Source organism: Pseudomonas sp. R43(2017) (genome assembly GCF_002112345.1).
Taxonomy (GTDB): Bacteria; Pseudomonadota; Gammaproteobacteria; order Pseudomonadales; family Pseudomonadaceae; genus Aquipseudomonas; species Aquipseudomonas kribbensis.
Window position 1 is genome coordinate 308,874 of the sequence record NZ_NEHJ01000008.1, and the last position, 19,590, is coordinate 328,463.

Annotated in this window: 15 protein-coding genes; 9 read left to right on the top strand and 6 right to left on the bottom strand. The window is 61.1% G+C overall.

Annotated features, from left to right (window positions below; genetic code table 11):
* Window positions 1-118 precede the first annotated feature (118 nt).
* On the bottom strand, window positions 119-520 hold the full coding sequence (locus CAG02_RS22905) for a MerR family DNA-binding transcriptional regulator (RefSeq protein ID WP_085690041.1): 402 nt from the start codon (window positions 518-520) through the stop codon (window positions 119-121).
* Window positions 521-575: 55 nt separating this feature from the next.
* Entirely contained in the window at window positions 576-1,520 is a 945-nt protein-coding gene (locus CAG02_RS22910; protein WP_011334997.1) for a LysR family transcriptional regulator, read from the bottom strand.
* A 177-nt stretch (window positions 1,521-1,697) separates the two neighbouring features.
* Between CAG02_RS22910 and CAG02_RS22915 the strand changes: the two genes are divergently transcribed.
* Window positions 1,698-2,927 (top strand): acyl-CoA dehydrogenase, encoded by a 1,230-nt coding sequence (locus CAG02_RS22915; RefSeq protein ID WP_003223710.1) that lies wholly within the window; start codon window positions 1,698-1,700, stop codon window positions 2,925-2,927.
* A gap of 140 nt (window positions 2,928-3,067) precedes the next feature.
* On the opposite strand, the gene CAG02_RS22920 is transcribed toward CAG02_RS22915, so the two are convergent.
* Both CAG02_RS22920 and xthA read right to left on the bottom strand, forming a co-directional pair.
* Window positions 3,068-4,402, bottom strand: a complete 1,335-nt coding sequence (locus CAG02_RS22920; RefSeq protein ID WP_085712583.1) for a substrate-binding domain-containing protein — start codon at window positions 4,400-4,402, stop codon at window positions 3,068-3,070.
* Between the two features lie 120 nt (window positions 4,403-4,522).
* Window positions 4,523-5,335: an exodeoxyribonuclease III gene (xthA, locus tag CAG02_RS22925; protein ID WP_085712430.1), complete on the bottom strand. Its 813-nt coding sequence runs from the start codon at window positions 5,333-5,335 to the stop codon at window positions 4,523-4,525.
* A 174-nt stretch (window positions 5,336-5,509) separates the two neighbouring features.
* On the opposite strand from xthA, the gene CAG02_RS22930 reads away from it, so the two are divergent.
* The 8 genes from CAG02_RS22930 to CAG02_RS22965 all read left to right on the top strand — a co-directional run bounded on the left by CAG02_RS22930 (window position 5,510) and on the right by CAG02_RS22965 (window position 18,074).
* Complete coding sequence (locus CAG02_RS22930; protein WP_085712429.1) at window positions 5,510-6,160, top strand: N-acetyltransferase; 651 nt, start codon at window positions 5,510-5,512, stop codon at window positions 6,158-6,160.
* A gap of 66 nt (window positions 6,161-6,226) precedes the next feature.
* Window positions 6,227-7,954 (top strand): autotransporter assembly complex family protein, encoded by a 1,728-nt coding sequence (locus tag CAG02_RS22935; RefSeq protein WP_085712428.1) that lies wholly within the window; start codon window positions 6,227-6,229, stop codon window positions 7,952-7,954.
* Entirely contained in the window at window positions 7,951-11,625 is a 3,675-nt protein-coding gene (locus tag CAG02_RS22940) for a translocation/assembly module TamB domain-containing protein (RefSeq protein WP_085712427.1), read from the top strand. The genes CAG02_RS22935 and CAG02_RS22940 overlap by 4 nt, the downstream gene beginning before the upstream one ends.
* A 118-nt stretch (window positions 11,626-11,743) precedes the next feature.
* On the top strand, window positions 11,744-13,066 hold the full coding sequence (locus tag CAG02_RS22945; protein ID WP_085712426.1) for a hypothetical protein: 1,323 nt from the start codon (window positions 11,744-11,746) through the stop codon (window positions 13,064-13,066).
* 237 nt (window positions 13,067-13,303) lie between these two features.
* Window positions 13,304-13,786, top strand: coding sequence for a MarR family winged helix-turn-helix transcriptional regulator (locus tag CAG02_RS22950; protein ID WP_085712425.1), 483 nt, complete (start codon window positions 13,304-13,306; stop codon window positions 13,784-13,786).
* Window positions 13,776-15,245, top strand: coding sequence for an efflux transporter outer membrane subunit (locus CAG02_RS22955; RefSeq protein WP_085712424.1), 1,470 nt, complete (start codon window positions 13,776-13,778; stop codon window positions 15,243-15,245). The genes CAG02_RS22950 and CAG02_RS22955 overlap by 11 nt, the downstream gene beginning before the upstream one ends.
* Before the next feature lie 15 nt (window positions 15,246-15,260).
* Window positions 15,261-16,463 carry an efflux RND transporter periplasmic adaptor subunit gene (locus tag CAG02_RS22960; protein WP_085712423.1) on the top strand — a complete coding sequence of 401 codons (1,203 nt, stop codon included), beginning with the start codon at window positions 15,261-15,263 and terminating at the stop codon, window positions 16,461-16,463.
* Window positions 16,464-16,544: 81 nt separating this feature from the next.
* The gene (locus tag CAG02_RS22965; RefSeq protein WP_085712422.1) at window positions 16,545-18,074 is read left to right on the top strand and encodes a DHA2 family efflux MFS transporter permease subunit; all 1,530 of its coding nucleotides are present in this window, start codon (window positions 16,545-16,547) and stop codon (window positions 18,072-18,074) included.
* Between the two features lie 37 nt (window positions 18,075-18,111).
* On the opposite strand, the gene lpxH is transcribed toward CAG02_RS22965, so the two are convergent.
* On the bottom strand, window positions 18,112-18,864 hold the full coding sequence (gene lpxH, locus CAG02_RS22970) for a UDP-2,3-diacylglucosamine diphosphatase (protein WP_085712421.1): 753 nt from the start codon (window positions 18,862-18,864) through the stop codon (window positions 18,112-18,114).
* On the bottom strand, window positions 18,861-19,367 hold the full coding sequence (locus tag CAG02_RS22975; RefSeq protein WP_085712420.1) for a peptidylprolyl isomerase: 507 nt from the start codon (window positions 19,365-19,367) through the stop codon (window positions 18,861-18,863). The genes lpxH and CAG02_RS22975 overlap by 4 nt, the downstream gene beginning before the upstream one ends.
* Window positions 19,368-19,590: the final 223 nt, after the last annotated feature.

Consider the following 19,590-nt stretch of genomic DNA (forward strand, 5'->3'; position numbering starts at 1 on the left):
CCTGCGGAGACCTTGTGGGAGCGGGCTTGCTCGCGAAAGCGGAGTGTCAGTCGACAAATATGTTTCTGAAACACCGCTTTCGCGAGCAAGCCCGCTCCCACATCGGGATTTATTTGGATTACTGAACTGATTGCTGACTCTTGAGCGTCTGCTCCAGCGCCTGCACGCAGCGTTCTTCGGCGGTGTCGAGTTCCAGTTTCATCTGTTCGATGTCCAGCAACTGCTGCTCAAGCTGTTCCCGGCGCTCGCTGATTTTCGCCAGCATGCTGTTGAGTTGTTTGGTGTTACCGCTGGAGGGGTCGTAGAGCTCGATCAGCTCGCGGCACTCGGCCAGGGAAAACCCGATGCGCTTGCCCCGCAGGATCAGCTTCAGGCTGACCTTGTCGCGCGGCGAATAAATGCGTTCCTGGCCTCGGCGCTCGGGGCTGAGCAGGCCTTGTTCTTCATAGAAGCGGATCGCCCGGGTGGTGATGTCCAGCTCGCGGGCGAGGTCGGAAATGCTGTAGGTCTGGCTGCTCATGAAAGCGCTCGAAATAAGGTCTTGGCGCTAAGCTAATGGCAGGTTGACGTTTACGTCAAGTGGCGGGCGCCTGCAGCTTGTCGAGCTTCTTCTCGTGCGCTGTCACTTGCTGGCACAACTCGATCATCTGCTCGCGCATCCAGCGGTTGGCCGGGTCCTGATCGGTGCTTTCGTGCCAGTACAAATGGGTTTCCACCGGCGGCACATCGTTGACCGGCAGATTGAATGCGTGCAGGTCATGACGGCGGGCGAAACGCTCCGGCACGGTCATCACCATGTCGGTCTGCTGCAACACCTGGGACGCCATCAGATAGTGCTGCGAGCGCAGGGCGATCTTGCGCTGGATGCCCATTTTGCCCAGCGCCAGATCGACGTGGCCCAGGCCACTGCGACGGCTGGAAATATGAATGTGGGTCAGCGACAGGTAGTCATCGAGGGTGAACTTTTCCTTGGTCGCCAACGGATGACCCTTGCGCATCGCGCAGACGTAACGGTCTTCCATCAGCTTGACGTGGCGCACCTGCGGGTCGGTGTTGAGCGGCGCGTCCACGGCGAAATCGAGACGCCCGGCAGCCAGTTCCTTGGTGGTTTCCCGGCGTTTGGACAGGAAGCTCTCGATGATCACCGTCGGCGCCAGGCGACGCAGACGCTGGAACAGCGGCGGCAGAATCACCGCTTCGGTAAGGTCAGTCATGCTGATGCGGTAAGTCTTGACCGCTTGCGAGGGGTTGAAAATCCGGCTTTCCTGAACCGATACCCGCAACAGCGACAGCGCGTTGCGCACCGGGCCGATGATGTTCTGCGCCATGGGCGTCGGCACCATGCCCTGAGCCGTACGTACGAAGAGCGGGTCGTTGAAGGTCTCGCGCAACCGTGCCAGGGCGTTGGACACCGCCGGCTGGGTGATGCCGACAATCTGCCCGGCGCGGGTCAGGTTGGCTTCGGTGTAGATCGCGTCGAAGACGATGAAAAGGTTGAGGTCGACCTTGCTCAGATTCATTACGCGGCTCTCTTTTTATAGGTGGATGGCGCGGGTCAGGGCGGCCAGGAAAATCAACCAATCATATATCGGTGATGAATGTTTATACACGCCGAGAATAGGCTAGGTAAATTATCAGCGCTGTTCTAGCATCGATTGCATGACCTAAACAACCTCTGCCACAGAAGGTAATTGCTCATGGATTTCGCTTATTCGCCCAAGGTTCAGGAACTGCGTGAGCGCGTGACCGCGTTCATGGACACTTACGTTTACCCCGCCGAAGCCGTGTTCGAACGGCAGGTTGCCGAGGGCGACCGCTGGCAGCCGACCGCAATCATGGAAGAGCTCAAGGCCAAGGCCAAGGCCGAAGGGCTGTGGAATTTGTTTCTGCCTGAGTCGGAACTGGGTGCCGGCCTGACCAACCTCGAATACGCGCCATTGGCGGAAATCATGGGCCGTTCGTTGCTCGGTCCCGAACCGTTCAACTGTTCGGCACCGGACACCGGCAACATGGAAGTGCTGGTGCGTTACGCCAACGAAGAACAGAAACAGCGCTGGCTCGAACCGCTGCTGCGCGGCGAGATCCGCTCGGCGTTCGCCATGACCGAGCCGGACGTTGCGTCCTCCGATGCCACCAACATGGCCGCCCGTGCCGTGCGCGATGGTGACGAGTGGGTCATCAACGGCAAGAAATGGTGGACCTCCGGCGCTTGTGATCCGCGCTGCAAGATCCTGATCTTCATGGGGCTGAGCAACCCCGACGCCCCGCGCCATGCCCAGCACTCGATGATCCTGGTGCCGGTCGACACCCCCGGCGTGAAGATCGTCCGCCCGCTGCCGGTGTTCGGTTACGACGACGCGCCTCACGGCCACGCCGAAGTGCTGTTCGACAACGTGCGGGTGCCGTACGAAAACGTCCTGCTCGGTGAAGGACGCGGCTTCGAAATTGCTCAAGGTCGTCTCGGCCCAGGCCGGATTCACCACTGCATGCGTTCGATCGGCATGGCCGAGCGCGCGCTGGAACTGATGTGCAAACGTTCGGTGAGCCGCACTGCATTCGGCAAACCGCTGGCGCGTCTGGGCGGTAACGTCGACAAGATCGCCGACTCGCGGATGGAAATCGACATGGCACGTCTGCTGACGCTGAAAGCGGCATACATGATGGACACCGTGGGTAACAAGGTCGCCAAGAGCGAAATCGCGCAGATCAAGGTCGTCGCACCGAACGTCGCGTTGCGGGTGATCGACCGGGCGATCCAGATTCATGGCGGGGCAGGGGTGTCGAACGATTTCCCGCTGGCCTACATGTACGCCATGCAACGCACCCTGCGCCTGGCCGACGGCCCGGACGAAGTGCACCGCGCGGCGATCGGCAAGTTCGAGATCGGCAAGTATGTGCCGAAGGAAATGCTGCGTAGCGGTCATTGAGACCGCGGTGCCTGCTATCGCGAGCAGGCTCTCTCCCACGGATTTGCAGGTGTCCACACACTTTGTGTTCGCTGGAGATCTAATGTGGGAGCGAGCCTGCTCGCGATGGGGCCTGCTCGTTCAACGCATCAACATCAGGCTCAGTAAACCCAAACCTCAACCCGCCGATTCTTGATCCGCCCTTCATCCCCGCTGTTGGTCGCCACCGGCATCAGCGCGCCAAACCCGCGCACTTCGCGCAACACCACGCCGTTCTTCACCAACTCCCGGCGTACCGCCATCGCCCGCAGCTTCGACAGCAAATCCGCCCGGGCCGGGTCGTCCTTGGCATCGCCGAATCCCACCAACGTTACCGCGCGGTCGGTCTTGTCGTGGTGCTTTATATAGTCGAACACCCGGGCCAGATCCTGACGGGCCTTGTTATCGAGGCTGGCGCTGCCTTCTTCGAAGCGGAAATTCACGGTCAGACGCTGGGCATGCCGGCTGAGGGATTGATAACCCTCGGGCATCAGCGCATTCGGCGTGACCGAAATGGCGTGCACGGTCTGGGCGATAAAACCGTTGGCCGCGACAATCGCCTGGCCCTGGCGGCTTTGCGCAAAATCCACCAAGGCTGCGGCCCATGGATTTTGATTGTCGGGTGGCAAATAGAAGAACAGCCGACGGGACAGTGGATAGTCTTCAGTCGCAATCAGGCTGGCCAGGGGCAGCATGGCCTGGGACTGCCCGTCGACGATTGCCACGGCTTTTGCCTGGCGCACGTAAGGCAGGCCGATAAAACCGATACCTTGTGGATCGGCACTGACCGCGTCGGACAATTGCTCGCTCGACTCGAAACGTTTCGCGGAACTGTTCAGAGTTTTTCCACGACGGCTGAGGACCAGTTCCTTGAACGTGTCGTAGGTGCCGGACTGATCATCCCTCGCATACAGATGAATCGTCCCACCCTTGCCGCCGAGTTCTTCCCACGTCTTGGCCTCGCCGCTGAAGATCCGCGCCAGTTGCTCGGTGTTCAGTTGATTCAGCGGATTGTCGGGGTGAAGGATGATCGCCAGGCCATCGATGGCGATGACCTGCTCGGCGCCGGGGCTTTTCAGATCGCCGAGCGAAACAAGGCTGGCGAGTTCGCTGTCCTTGATCGGACGGGAAGAGGCAGCGAGATCGGCGCTGTTGTTTTTGAGCGCGGAGAAACCGGTGCTGGAACCATGGGCGGCGATTTCCACCACGACCCGTTTACCTTGAGCCGTGAGACCGACGACCCGTTGCTCGTTAGCGGTGTCCGGCGTTTCGCTGTGGACTTTCACTAGTCCCTGATCTTCGAGCAGGCCTTCAACCAGCGCCGGGCCGAGGGCTGCGCCAATGGTGTTGGAACCCTGGATGCGCAGGACCGCGCCGTTCTCGGGAATGGGCAATGCAGCGGCCGAAACCTGCAGCCAGGCACTCAGGAGAAAGACGAACAGAACGCGCAGGGTCATGCCGGCACCGAATGCAGCCAAGGGGATTGCCGGGGAGATTAAGTCAGGGACGTTTCTGAAAGATGACAGTCTTCAGGCTGTGGGAGCGAACTCCCACAGCGATGTGAGGTGATTGAGCTATCAGCTCAACTCGAGCCAGATCGGCGCATGGTCCGAAGGCTTTTCCATCCCGCGCAGTTCATAGTCGACACCGGCGGCTTTCACCCGTGGCAGCAAACCATGGGAAGCCAGGATCACGTCGATCCGCAGACCGCGCTTCGGCTCGTCTTCAAAGCCACGGCTGCGGTAGTCGAACCAGCTGAAGACGTCGGCCACGTCCGGGTTCAGGTGACGGAAGCTGTCGGTCAGGCCCCAGTTTTTCAGGCGGGCCATCCACTCGCGTTCCTCCGGCAGGAAGCTGCATTTGCCGGTTTTCAGCCAGCGCTTCATGTTGTCCGGGCCGATGCCGATGTCGCAGTCTTCTGGGGAAATGTTCACGTCGCCCATCACCACCAGCGGCTGCTCATTGTTGAACTGGCTTTCCAGCAGCGTTTGCAGATCGCTGTAGAAACGTTGCTTGGCCGGGAATTTGGTCGGATGGTCGCGGCTTTCACCCTGTGGGAAATAGCCGTTCATGATCGTCACCGGCACGCCGTTGGCGTCGGCGAAAGTGCCCCAGATAAAGCGCCGCTGCGCGTCTTCTTCATCGGTGGCGAAGCCTTTGTGCACGGCAATCGGCTCCTGGCGCGAGAGCAGGGCGACGCCGTAATGACCTTTCTGGCCGTGGAAATACACGTGATAACCCAGGGCCCGCACTTCTTCCAGCGGGAACTGGTCGTCGTGGACCTTGGTTTCCTGCAGGCCGATGACGTCCGGCTGATGCTTTTCGATCAGCGCCGCCAGCTGATGCGGACGGGCCCGCAGTCCGTTGATGTTGAAGGAAACGATCTTCATGGTCGGCAGTCCTGGCAAAAGGGCGATGCTAGCTGACATGTAGGATCTGGGCCAGCGTGGCGGTAGTCCATATGCGCTGCTAATGTCTTTCGGGTGTGGGAACGATCCCTTCAGCCCAAGGCTCGTATAACAAGAACGGGGCCTGTTGAGTCCCGTCCAGGGAGAATCACCGTCATGCCTGAAACCTCGACCGCCATCGCCGACATCCACATGCTCGACCGCGGCTATTCCCGTGAAGCGCGATCCCTGCTGTATCAGGCTTACCGTCACGAGCCGACCTTCGCTTACCTGTTCGAGGCCGAACGCCCGGGTTACGAACAACGGGTGCGCGCCACGGTGCGGGAGCTGGTCAAACAGCATTTTTTGCAGGATCTGCCGGCCATTGGCCTGTTGGTCAACGATCGCTTGATCGGCATCGCCCTGATCGCGCCGCCGCAACGGCGTCTGGGCGTCACCGAGAGCTGGGCCTGGCGTTTGCGCATGGTGCTGAGCACCGGTTTCCGCTGCACGCGGCGTTATCTGGAATATCACGCCGCCGTTGAAGCCTGCGTGCCGACCGATTCGGTGCACATGCTGCCGCTGCTGGGCGTTCATCCACAATTTCAGGGCAAACACTTCGGTGAACAGCTGCTGCAAGCGGTGCACAACTGGTGCGCGGTGGACGAAAGCTCCCAGGGCGTGATCCTCGATACCGGCAATCCGCGTTACCTGGAGTTTTACAAACGTCAGGGGTATGAGGAGATCGGCGAAGTCGCCGTCGGCCCGGTACGTGAGCATGTGTTTTTCCACGCCAATCCACAGGTGTTACAAACTGCAACGGCATAACCATCGAACTTTTTCAGAAAAGTCTGGTTCTATCACGCTCCCAAGCACGTGATAGCATCCGCCCCTATGAAGTTTCCAGGAAGATTTACCAGTGGCGTGCTCATGCTGTTAACCAGCTGCGCGGCGCTGGCGCAAAGTGAATTGGATGTGCGGGTCAAACCGTCCAACGATGAACTCAAGGCCAATATAGAAGGCTATATCGGCAGCCTCGGCGATCGTGACGAAGAAGCCTTGCAGCGCTTCAGTCGCGGTGCCGAAGAGCAGGCGCGCAAGGCCGCCCAGGCTTTGGGCTACTACCAGCCGCAGATCGACAGCGAAGTGAAGGGCGGTGAAAAACCGCGCCTGGTGCTGAAGATCGATCCCGGCGAGCCGATTCGCCTGCGCAATGTCACCGTACGTGTCGACGGACCCGCTGCCGCCCTCAAATCCTTTCGTGTACCGAAAAGCGACGTGCTCAAGCCCGGCGCGGTGCTCAACCATGGCCGCTACGAAGACGCCAAGCGCCTGATCCAGAATCAGGCCTCGCGCTTCGGTTTCTTCAGTGGTCATTTCACCAGTCAGAAACTGATGGTCGATCCACGTGCCGGGGTGGCCGATGTCGAGTTGATCTATGAGAGCGGCCCGCGTTATGCGCTCGGTAAAGTCAGTTTTGAAGGCGATACGCCGTTCGACGAAGACCTGCTCCAGCGAATGGTGCCGTTCAAACCGGGCGAGCCTTACGACTCCGAGCTGATCGCCGAACTCAATCGCGACCTGCAATCGAGCGGCTACTTCGAAGGCGTGCGGGTCGATGCGGCACCGACCGCTGCCAAAAACGACGTGATCCCGGTCGCGGTCAAACTCGATACCCGCAAGCCGCGCACCATGGGCCTCGGCCTCGGTTACTCCACCGACGTCGGCCCGCGGATCAAGGCCAACTGGACCCGCCACTGGGTCAACCCGCAGGGCGACAGTTACGGCTGGGAGGCCGAACTCTCGGCGCCACGACAGAACGTCGGCCTGTTTTATGACATTCCGCTGGACCCGCCGCTGACCGACAAATTGCGCTGGGCCGGCGGTTATCAGTACGAAGACATCGACGGCTCCGACACCCTGAGCAAACTGCTGACCTTCGGCCCGGAATGGCACAGCAAACTGCCCAGCGGCTGGCAGCGGGTGATCTCGCTAAAATGGCAGCGCGAGGAATACCAGCTCGGTGACGATTCGGGCCTGAGTACCTTGCTGATGCCCGGCATCAGTTACTCCTACCTGAAAAGTGACAATCGCATCGACCCGCACAACGGTTATCGCCTGACCTTCGAAAGCAAGGTGGCGAAAGAAGGCCTCGGCTCGGACAACAATCTGCTGTACGGCACGGCGCTGATCAAAGGTCTGACCACGGTGTTCGACAACCACCGATTCCTCGGACGTGTCCAGGTCGGTGGCAGTGCCACCAACGGTTACAGTTCGGTGCCGCCATCGCTGCGGTTCTTCGCCGGTGGCGACCAGAGTGTGCGCGGTTACGACTATCAGAGTCTGTCCCCGGAAAACTCCAAAGGCGACCGCATCGGCGGGCGCTACATGGTGGCCGGCAGCGTCGAGTACCAATACTCGATCGCCGAAAAATGGCGGGTCGCGACCTTTGTCGACCAGGGCAACTCTTTCAACAAACTCGAACTGCCGAACCTCAAGACCGGGGTCGGTATCGGTGTGCGCTGGGTCTCGCCGGTGGGGCCGATCCGCCTCGACCTGGCCCATGCGCTGGACGACGATGGCGGCATCCGGCTGCACTTTTCCATGGGGCCTGAGCTGTGAAGCGTGGTTTGAAAATTTCGGCGCTGGCGCTGTTGTCGCTGGTGCTGTTGATTGTATTGAGCATTGCCGCCGTGCTCGGTACCCAGGCTGGCAGCCGTTGGGTGCTGGGTCTGGTTCCGGGTTTGAGTGCCGACAATTTCCAGGGTCGCCTCGGTGGACAGTGGAGCGCCGATCACTTGCTCTGGCAGCAGGATGGCAGCCGCGTCGAGCTCAACAAGCCGATCTTCGAATGGTCGCCGCTGTGCCTGACACGCATGACGCTGTGCATCGAGCAGCTCAAGGCCGATCAGGTCATTCTGCAATTCCCGCCCGGCGAAGAAACCACCGACAGCGGCCCGATCAAACTGCCGGATCTGCAATTGCCGGTGGCCATCGAGCTGGGTGACGTGCAAGTCGGCAGCCTGCTGTTCAACGGCAGCGAACAGCTTAAAGGCCTGCAACTGGCGGCACACTGGACTGCCAAGGGCATGCAGATCGACAGCGTGAAACTGCAGCGCGACGACCTGAGCCTGAATCTTTCCGGCCTGTTGCAGCCCACCGGTAACTGGCCGTTGAACATTGCCGGTGATCTGACCTTGCCGTCACCGGGCACCGGCCCATGGACGCTGGGACTGAAAGTCGATGGCGATCTGCTCAAGACCCTCAACCTGCACGCCGACAGCCGTGGCTACCTCGACGGCCAGTTGAGCGGCGAGTTGCAACCGCTGGCGGAAAACCTGCCGGCCAAGGTGCGCATCACCTCGGAGGCGTTCAAGCCGAGCGCCGATCTGCCGGACACCCTGCAACTCAATCAACTGGTATTGACCGGCGAAGGCGACCTGAAAAACGGTTACCAATTGCTCGGCAATGCGACGTTGCCTGCGGATAAAGGCCCAGTAGCGTTGTTGCTCAAAGGCAAAGTCGACGCCAAAGGCGCACAGATTGCCGGCCTCGACCTGACCGCTAATGACAAACAAAGCCTCAAGCTCACCGGCAATGTCGACTGGAGCAAAGGCCTCAGCGCCCAGGCCAACATCAACTGGCAGGACTTTCCGTGGCATCGGCTCTATTCCGAGATTGATGAACCGCAAGTCGCCTTGCGCACATTCAACGGCGAAGTCTCCTACACCGACGGCCAATACCTTGGCAATTTCGCCGCCGCACTGGATGGCCCGGCGGGGGCGTTCAGCCTGAGCAGTCCGTTCAGTGGCAACCTCAAACAGATCTTCCTGCCGCAATTCAAGCTCGAAGCGGGGCAGGGCAAGGCCGAAGGGCACGTGAACGTGCAGTTCGCCGACGGCATTGCCTGGGACACGGCGCTGGAACTGTCCGCGCTCAACCCGGCGTACTGGATGGCGGAGCTGCCGGGCACACTGGCCGGGCCGCTGAAAAGCACCGGCGAAATGAAGAATGAACGCCTGAGCCTCAACGCCGACCTCGACCTCAAAGGCAAACTGCGCGGGCAACCGGCGGTGCTGCAAGCCAAGGCTGACGGCGCCGGTGAACAGTGGAATCTGAACGCCCTGCAAATCCGTCTCGGCGACAACAGCATTAACGGCAAGGGCAGCCTGCAACAGAAGCTCACCGGGCAGATCGACATCAAGCTGCCGCGTCTGGCCCAGCTCTGGCCGCAGCTGCGCGGGCAGGTCAACGGTCGGGTCGATGTCGCCGGTACGCTGAAAGCCCCGCAAGGCAAGCTCGATCTGCAAGGCTCGCAACTGGTGTTCCAGGACAATCGCCTGCAAAGCCTCAATCTCGACGCCACCCTCGACAGCGCGCAGCGGGCGAAAATCGATCTGAAGGGCAGCGGTATCCAGGCTGGCGACACGAACCTGGGTGTGCTGACTGTCAGCGCGCAGGGCGATATCAAAAGCCAGAAACTCAACCTCGACCTGCTCGGTCCGAAGCTGAAACTTGCGCTGGGCCTGGACGGCAATCTGGACAAAGGCAACTGGCGCGGGCGTCTGGCCAGTGGCGACATTCAGGCCGGTGGTCAGGACTGGAAGCTGCAGAACCCGGCGAAACTCGAACGTCTGGCCGACGGCAAGATCAACTTCGGCGCCCATTGCTGGATGTCCGGCAACGCCAGCCTGTGCGGCGAAGACCAGCGCTTGATGCCGGAACCGAAGCTGCGTTACCACCTCAAGCAATTCCCGATCGAAAGCCTGGCGCAATGGTTGCCCAAGGACTTCGCCTGGCAGGGCAAGCTCAATGCCGACCTGCAACTGGACCTGCCGGCCAGCGGCCCGAACGGCCAGATCAGCGTCGATGCCAGCGGCGGCACCTTGCGCATGAAGGAAAAGGACCAGTGGCTGGACTTCCCGTACCAGACCCTCAAGCTCACCAGCAAACTCACGCCGAAACGCATCGACACCGACCTCAATTTCGTCGGTGGCAAACTCGGTGAACTGATGGTGCAGGCGCAGCTCAATCCGCTGCCGAAGAACAAACCGCTGAACGGCTCGTTCCGCCTCAGCGGGCTGGATCTCTCGGTGGCCCGGCCGTTCGTGCCGATGGTCGAGAAACTCACCGGGCGCCTGAACGGCAGCGGCACGATCTCCGGCGGGCTGCTCGCGCCGCTGGTCAACGGCACCGTGCAACTCAGTGACGGTGAGGTCTCCGGCCCGGAACTGCCGTTGCAGTTGCAGGATCTGCGACTGCAAGCGGTGATCGCCGGCGAATCGGTGCGCCTGGATGGCGGCTGGAAAAGCGGCAAGACCGGGCAGGGCAGCCTCAGCGGCAACGTCGCCTGGGGTCAGGCGCTGATGGTGGATCTGGCGCTCAAGGGCACGCAATTGCCGGTCACCGTCGAACCCTACGCCAAGCTTGAAGTGGCGCCGGACCTGAAGATTTCCATGGCTGGCGACGAGCTGGCGATTGCCGGCAAGGTACTGGTGCCCCGAGGCGAAATCACCGTGCGCGAACTGCCGCCATCGACGGTGAAAGTCTCCGATGACACGATCATCGTCGGCGCGCAGACCGAAGAGGGCAAACCACCGATGGCCATGAAGATGGACATCGACGTGGTGGTCGGCGAGGACAAACTGAGCTTCGCCGGATTCGGCCTGACCGCCAATCTGCAAGGACACGTGCACATTGGCGACAACATGGACACCCGTGGCGAACTCTGGCTGAACGACGGTCGCTACCGCGCCTACGGCCAGCGCCTGACGGTGCGTCGTGCGCGTCTGTTGTTTGCCGGGCCGATCGACCAGCCGTATCTCGACATCGAGGCGATTCGCCAGACCGATGACGTCATTGCCGGCATCCGCCTGAGCGGCAGCGCCGAGCAGCCGACCACGCAGATCTTCTCCGAGCCGGCGATGAGCCAGGAGCAGGCGTTGTCCTATCTGGTGCTGGGGCGTCCGCTGAGCAGCAACGGCGAAGACAACAACATGCTCGCGCAAGCGGCGCTCGGTCTGGGCCTGATGGGCAGTTCCGGGGTGACCAGCAACCTGGCCAAGGATCTGGGCATCCAGGATTTCCAGCTCGACACCCAGGGCAGCGGCAACACCACCAGCGTGGTGGCCAGCGGCAATATCTCGGAGAAGCTCAGCCTGCGTTATGGCGTCGGCGTGTTCGAACCGGCCAACACCATTGCCTTGCGCTACAAGTTGAGCAAAAAGGTCTACCTCGAAGCCGCCAGCGGCGTGGCCAGTTCGCTGGACATCTTCTACAAGCGGGACTTCTAGGCCTCGCTCCCACAGAGCCGGATCATGTCACCACGATCCGGCTTTTTTTTGATGTATTAGACTGACCTCAGCTTCAAGGCTGCAGATTGCGACTGCCCGAAACGTCCCGGGGGCGCCTATGGTCCGTTTGAGTATGGTCTTGCTCGGTAAGGATTTTGTCCGTCGGCGTTGGTCAGCACTGGCGTTGACCGGCATCGTCTGGGGCGCGGCCGGGGTGGCGATCTTCATCGATGCGCTGGATGGCGTTCTGTACTTCCCGCTGCATGTGTTCGGCTATCTGTTGTTGCTCGAAGCCTTGATCATCTTGCTGGTGCCGGCCCCGCAAACCGGCACGGCGGCGGCGTTGCGCAAGGCACGGGGGCTGGCTTTTCTGCTGTTGGGGCTGCTGATCGTCGACCGGCAACATGCTGCCGGCCTGATTCTCGCGGTGCTGTTCGGTGCGGCTTTTCTGCTCGACGGCGGTTTTCGCCTGGCGGCCGCCGTGGTGGTGCGTTTTGTCGGTTGGCAAATGTCACTGCTGGCGGGGTTGTTCGAGATCGGCTTCGCGCTGTTCATCCTCGAACCGTACCCGACGCTTTACAAGGGAACGGTGCCATTCTGCATTGGCATGAGTATCTTTCTCTCGGGCTGCGCCTTGTTGCAGCAGGCCTTGCGGTTCAGGAACGGGCATACGCCGGTGGCACCTTCCCCGGTGTACGCACCGGCAAACGGTGGCGCGTTGGTGATCCATGTCTGGACGCCCAGCGGTACGGTTGACGACACCCTGGTGCGTAACCGGTTGCTTAACCGTTACATCGCCGCCGTCGACATCAACGGCGTTATCTCCGCCGGCCATGCGGCACTCGAATGTGGGCCGGACCTCTATATCAGCCATTACCCGCTGGATGACATCGATCGTTCGGCGGGGGATTTCGTGCGGTTGCTGCGGGCCACGCCGAACAACGATGTTCCCGGCAGGTTTCTGCAGGACTATGCGAGTGAAGTCGCCGACTGGTGCCCGTCGTCGGTTCAGGTGAGTTTCGTGCATTACGACGCCGCACGGCTGCAGGCTTTCTGGGCGGATTATCGGCAGAACACCACCTATAACCTCACCAGCCGCAATTGCTCGAGTGCCGTTGCGCACAGCCTGGAAGCGGCACTGGAAGGTGCGATGAACCGCGGCCATTCGAGCATGCTGGATTTTGCCCGGGTCATCATCAGCCCTGAGTTCTGGGTCGCGGCCCAGGTGCGCAAGCGCGCTGAGGCCATGGCCTGGACGCCGGGGTTTGTGCTCGATTATGCACTGGCATTGCATGCTGCCATCGAGCCGGCACCGCCGGGCTGGCACGGCATTTATGCGGGAGCCCGACGCGCCTGCGGTTATGTGGCGACCGCTTTGCGTGGACAGGAAGTCCATCCACTTCAGCCGCCCTCGATGAATCATCCCTCCGATAAATCCTGACTGGCTCTATACCGAGTCGCTGCCTTCGCGAGCAAGCTCGCTCCCACAGGGATCTCATGCCTGCACAAATCAATGTGGGAGCGAGCTTGCTCGCGAAGGCCTCCGCTTGGGCGCCCGAAAAACCCAGTCCGCTGGTCAACTAATTACAAAGCAACCTAACTATTACGTTGACATTCGCTGCCTAGGCAGTAACATCTCGACATACATTCACTGCCTAGGCAGTTATTAGGTGCGCACATGAAGCATTTCACCCCGGACGAATTCAAGCATTGCCATCTCGGCCTGTTGCTCGGCCGTGCAGCCTTGCTCAAGGACAGGATCATCGACACCCACATGGAACCCCACGGCATCACCGCCGCGCAGTTCAAGGTGTTGATCATCATGGCCCAGTACGGCGTCGACACCCCGGCCGAGCTGTGCCGGCACCTGTCGCTGGACAGCGGTTCGATGACCCGCATGCTCGACCGTCTGGAGCAGAAAGACTTCCTGGTGCGCCAGCGCAGCGAAGGCGATCGCCGTCAGGTGCAGTTGAAGCTCACCGGGCAAGGTCAGGCGCTGGCCGATCGTCTGCCGCACATCGGTGCCGACGCCATGAACGAGTTGGCCGGCGGCATTACTCCGGACGAGTTGAAAACCCTGGAATACATCCTCAAGAAAATTTTGCTGGCGGCCGGTGACCCCATCACCATCCAGCGGTTAGGTGAACACAATGAGCGGTAAAACCTTGCGCAGCAGCCTGACACTGGTGCTGTCGGCGATGATTCTCGCCGGTTGCGCCAACTACAGTGGCCTCGATACCCATGGCAAAAACCTTGATGCGAAAGACCTCAAGGTCGGCCAGTCCCTCAACGGCGTGACACTGTCGCCGGCCGCGTGGCCGAAGAGCGACTGGTGGACCAGCCTCGGCGATCCGCAGCTCGACGGTCTGATCCGAGAAGCCCTGCACGACAGCCCGGACATGCAAATCGCCGACGCCCGCGCCCATCAGGCCAGCGCCGCCGCGTATGCCGCCGATGCCGAACGTTATCCGACCCTCGACGCCAGCGCCGGCATCAGCCGTTCGCGTCTGGCCAAGGATCAGGACCCGCGAGGGCAGGGCGATGCCTACGCCACCGTGCGCAACATCAGCGCAGGCTTCAATTACAACTTCGACCTTTGGGGCGGTCAGCGTGACGCCTGGGAAGCCGCACTCGGCCAGGCCCGAGCCGCTGAAGTCGACCGTCAGGCCGCGCAACTGACCCTGGCTGCCGACGTGGCCCGGGCCTACAGCGATCTGGGTCAGGCGCATATCGTTTATGACCTGGCCAACGAAGATTTGAAGCGCACCAAACAGATGCTCGACCTGAGCCAGCGCCGTTTGAGCTCGGGGATCGACAGCCAGTACCAGTTCCAGCAGACCCAAAGTCTGGAAGCCAGCTCCGAAGCCAGCCTGATCGACGCTGAAAAGCGCCTGAACAGCGCGAAAATCGCCCTGGCCGTATTGCTCGGCAAAGGCCCGGATCGCGGCAACGAAATCGCCCGGCCGAAAGTCTTGCAGGCCAGTGCCGTCGCTGTTCCATCTGTTCTGCCTGCGGAACTGCTCGGTCGTCGCCCGGATCTGGTCGCCGCGCGCTGGCGCGTCGAGGCCGCGAGCAAGGACATCGACTCGGCCAAGACCCGCTTCTATCCCAACTTGAACCTGTCGGCCTCCGCTGGTGCCGAATCGTTATTGGGTGACGCGATGTTCGGTTCCGCCAGTCGCTTCTTCAACATCGCGCCGACCATTTCGCTGCCGATCTTCGATGGCGGACGCCTGCGCGCCAACCTCGACGCTCGCGATGCCGATTACGACCTGGCCGTGGCGCAGTACAACAAAAGCCTGGTGAAAGCCCTGGGCGATGTCGGCGACACCATCAACCAGTTGCGTGACATCGGCCGGCAGATCGGCGCCCAGCAGCACGCGACCGAGATTGCCCAGGATTCTTACAACACCGTGGTCCAGCGTTACGGTTCCGGAATCGGCAACTACCTGGACGTGCTCAGCATCGAGCAGCAATTGCTGCAGGCCCAGCGTCAGCTGGCGACCCTGAATGCCGAGCAGATCGACCTGTCGATTCAACTGATGCAAGCGCTGGGTGGCGGCTTTCAGGGGCAGACCCTGACCGCAAGCAACGCCAGCCCAGCCACCACGCACAACTAATTCAAGGTATTTGTCATGGCCACTGCCGAAAACACTCAAGCTCAAGACAACACCCCCGACACCGGCAATCCGCGCAAACGCAAAGTGATGCTGCTGGTGCTGGCCGTCGTGGTTGCCCTCGCCGGTGCCGGCGTCTGGGCGTATCACGAATTCATCGGTCGCTGGAATGAAAGCACCGATGACGCCTACGTCAACGGCAACGTCGTGGAAATCACCCCGCTGGTCACCGGCACCGTGGTCAGCATCGGCGCCGACGATGGCGATCTGGTCCATGAAGGTCAGGTACTGGTCAACTTCGACCCGAACGACGCCGAAGTCGGCCTGCAAAGTGCCCAGGCCAAACTGGCGCGCACCGTGCGTCAGGTTCGCGGCTTGTACAGCAACGTCGATGGCATGAAGGCCCAGGTCAACGCGCAACAGGCGAACGTGCAGAAAGCCCAGGACAACTACAACCGCCGGAAAAACCTCGCCGCCGGCGGCGCGATTTCCCAGGAAGAACTGTCCCACGCTCGCGATGACCTGACCTCGGCACAAAACGCCCTGGCCAACGCCCAGCAACAACTGAAGACCACCAGCGCGCTGGTGGATGACACCGTGGTTTCGTCGCACCCGGACGTGATGTCGGCCGCAGCCGATCTGCGTCAGGCCTACCTGACCAACGCTCGCAGCACGCTGATCGCGCCGGTTACCGGTTACGTCGCCAAGCGCACCGTGCAACTTGGCCAGCGTGTGCAGCCGGGCACCGCGTTGATGGCAGTGATCCCGCTGGATCAGCTGTGGATCGACGCCAACTTCAAGGAAACCCAGCTGCGCGACATGCGCATCGGCCAACCGGTGGACATCGAATCCGACATCTACGGCAGCGACGTGAAATTCAGCGGCACCGTCGACAGCCTCGGCGCGGGCACCGGCAGTGCGTTCGCCCTGTTGCCGGCGCAGAACGCCACCGGTAACTGGATCAAGATCGTGCAGCGTGTACCGGTGCGGATTCACATCAACGCCGAAGAGCTGGCCAAGCATCCGCTGCGCGTCGGTCTGTCGACCAATGTCGAGGTCAACCTGCACGACCAGAGCGGCCCGGTTCTGGCGCAGCAACCGCCGCAACAGGCCTCGTTCAGCACCAGCGTCTACGACCGTCAGTTGGGCGAAGCCGACGCGATGATCGCGCAACTGATCCACGACAACAGCGCTGCAGTCAGCAAGACCGCGCAACGCTGATTCGCCAATCCCTTCGCTGCGCCCCGTAACGGGCGCGGCGCCCGTCTCCGCTCCAGAAAATTCGGCTCCAAAGGATTCGCGATGAGCAATAACGCCTCTTTTTCGCCGCCCAGCCTGTTGCTCAGCACCATTGGCCTGTCGCTGGCGACCTTCATGCAAGTGCTCGACACCACCATCGCCAACGTGGCGCTGCCGACCATCTCCGGCAACCTCGGTGTGAGTTCGGAGCAGGGCACCTGGGTCATCACCTCATTCGCCGTGAGCAACGCCATCGCGCTGCCGCTCACCGGCTGGCTGAGCCGGCGTTTCGGCGAGGTGAAGCTGTTTCTCTGGGCCACCATGCTGTTCGTGCTGGCCTCGTTTCTCTGCGGCATTTCCACGTCGATGCCCGAGCTGATCGGCTTCCGCGTCCTACAAGGACTGGTGGCCGGGCCGCTGTACCCGATGACCCAGACGCTGCTGATCGCGGTGTATCCGCCCGCGAGGCGAGGGATGGCCCTCGCGTTACTGGCGATGGTCACGGTGGTGGCGCCGATTGCCGGCCCGATTCTCGGCGGCTGGATCACCGACAGTTACAGCTGGCCGTGGATCTTCTTCATCAACGTACCGATTGGCGTGTTCGCGGTGATGGTGGTGCGTTCGCAACTGGCGAAACGTCCGGTAGTCACCAGCCGTCAGCCGATGGACTACGTCGGGCTGATCACGCTGATCATCGGCGTAGGTGCGTTGCAGGTGATCCTCGACAAGGGCAATGACCTGGACTGGTTCGAATCGAACTTCATCATCATCGGCGCGGCGATTTCGGTGATTGCCCTGGCGGTGTTCGTGATCTGGGAAATGACCGACCAGCATCCGGTGGTCAATCTGCGCCTGTTCGCCCACCGCAACTTCCGCATCGGTACGCTGGTGCTGGTGTTGGGTTACGCCGGGTTCTTCGGTATCAACCTGATCCTGCCGCAATGGTTGCAGACCCAGATGGGCTACACCGCGACCTGGGCCGGGCTGGCGGTGGCGCCGATCGGCATTCTGCCGGTAGTTCTGTCACCGTTTGTCGGCAAATACGCGCACAAGTTCGACCTGCGCCTGCTGGCCGGGCTGGCGTTCCTGGCGATCGGCCTGAGCTGCTTCATGCGCGCCGAATTCACCAACGAAGTGGACTTCCAGCACATCGCCCTGGTGCAACTGTTCATGGGCATCGGTGTGGCACTGTTCTTCATGCCGACCCTGAGCATCCTGATGTCGGACCTGCCACCGAGCCAGATCGCTGACGGCGCCGGTCTGGCGACGTTCCTGCGGACCTTGGGCGGCAGCTTTGCGGCGTCGCTGACCACCTGGATCTGGATTCGCCGGGCGGACCAGCATCATGCCTACATGAGTGAAAGTATCAGCACTTATGAGCCGGCGACCCGTGAGGCGTTGAATCAGTTGGGTGGGGCGGGTAATCCGGCGTATGCGCAGCTTGATCATGTGCTGACCAGTCAGGCGTACATGCTCTCCACCGTGGATTACTTCACGCTGCTGGGGTGGGGGTTCATGGGGTTGATTCTGATTGTGTGGCTGGCGAAACCGCCGTTTGCCGCTAAAGCAGGCCCTGCCGCCAGCGGTCACTGAGTCGGCGAGATCGTTCCCACGCAGAGCGTGGGAACGATCATGCGGTTGGGGCGGGCAGTGCCGGCGGCGGTGCGAAGTCAAACGGCGCCAACACAAACCCGTTCTCATCCACCTGCAAAGCCCAGCCCTGACGATCCCAATCCCCCAGCACAATCCGCTTCGCCGCCTGATCGCCGATCTGCAACTTGTGGATGGCCGGTCGATGGGTATGCCCGTGAATCAGGGTTTTCACGCCGTATTCCTGCATGATCCGCGGAATTTCCTCCGGCGTGACATCGACGATGTCATTGGCCTTCATCCGCGTTTGCGCCCGGCTCTCACTGCGCAGCTTGCGCGCCAGTTTGTGGCGGGTGCTCAACGGCAGGTGCCGCAGGATGAACAGAGTGACCGGGTTGCGCAGGTAGCGACGCAGCTTCATATAGCTTTCGTCGCGGGTGCAGAGGCTGTCGCCGTGCATCAGCAGCACCGGCTCGCCTGCGAGTTGCACGACACTCGGATCCTTCAACAGCGTGCAGCCGGCTTCCTTGCAGAAAGCCTTGCCGAGCAGAAAGTCGCGATTGCCGTGCATCAGAAAAATGACCGTGCCGCTGTCGCTCAATTCGCGCAGGGCCTGGCAGATGGAACGCTGGAAAGGGGTCATGGCATCGTCGCCGATCCACGCCTCGAAAAAGTCGCCCAGGATGTACAACGCACTCGCCGAGCGGGCGCGTCCGGCGAGCAAATCCAGAAACGCCCGGGTGATGTCCGGGCGCTCCTCTTCCAGATGCAAGTCTGAAATCAGCAATATCACGCTTCGATGATCTCGGCTTTCTCGATGATCACGTCGTCGCTTGGTACGTCCTGGTGGCCAGCCTTGGAGCCGGTCGAGACTTTCTTGATGCTGTCGACCACTTCAGTACCGGCGGTCACTTTACCGAATACGGCGTAGCCCCAGCCTTGAACGTTCTTGCCGCTGTGGTTCAGGAAGCTGTTGTCAGCCACGTTGATGAAGAACTGCGCGGAAGCCGAATGCGGCTCCATGGTGCGGGCCATGGCGATGGTGTATTTGTCGTTGGAAAGACCGTTGTCGGCTTCGTTCTGGATGCTTGGACGCTTGTCTTTCTTTTCCTTCATGCCTGGCTCGAAACCGCCGCCCTGGATCATGAAGTTACCGATGACACGGTGGAAAACGGTGTTTTCGTAGTGACCGGCTTTGACGTACTCGATGAAGTTGGCCACGGTGATCGGGGCTTTTTCAGCGTTCAGTTCGATGACGATGTCACCGTGGTTGGTGGTCAGTTTGACTTGAGTCATGGTCAGTACTCTTTATAAGGAATTCGTGGTCTTGGAGCCTCACGCCCCGCAACCGGTTCAGCCTGCTTAGGCCAAGGTGCGCAGTTTAGCGTGACAGGCGCGAATTTCGAGGCAGTTTTTCAATTGCCGGCGATTAAATGCGCGCCTTTATAAGAGTGTGCTCTGTCAGGCCCTTGACAGCATCGGCTATGATAGCGGCTTTGTTTTGTCTGGCCCCCTTTGC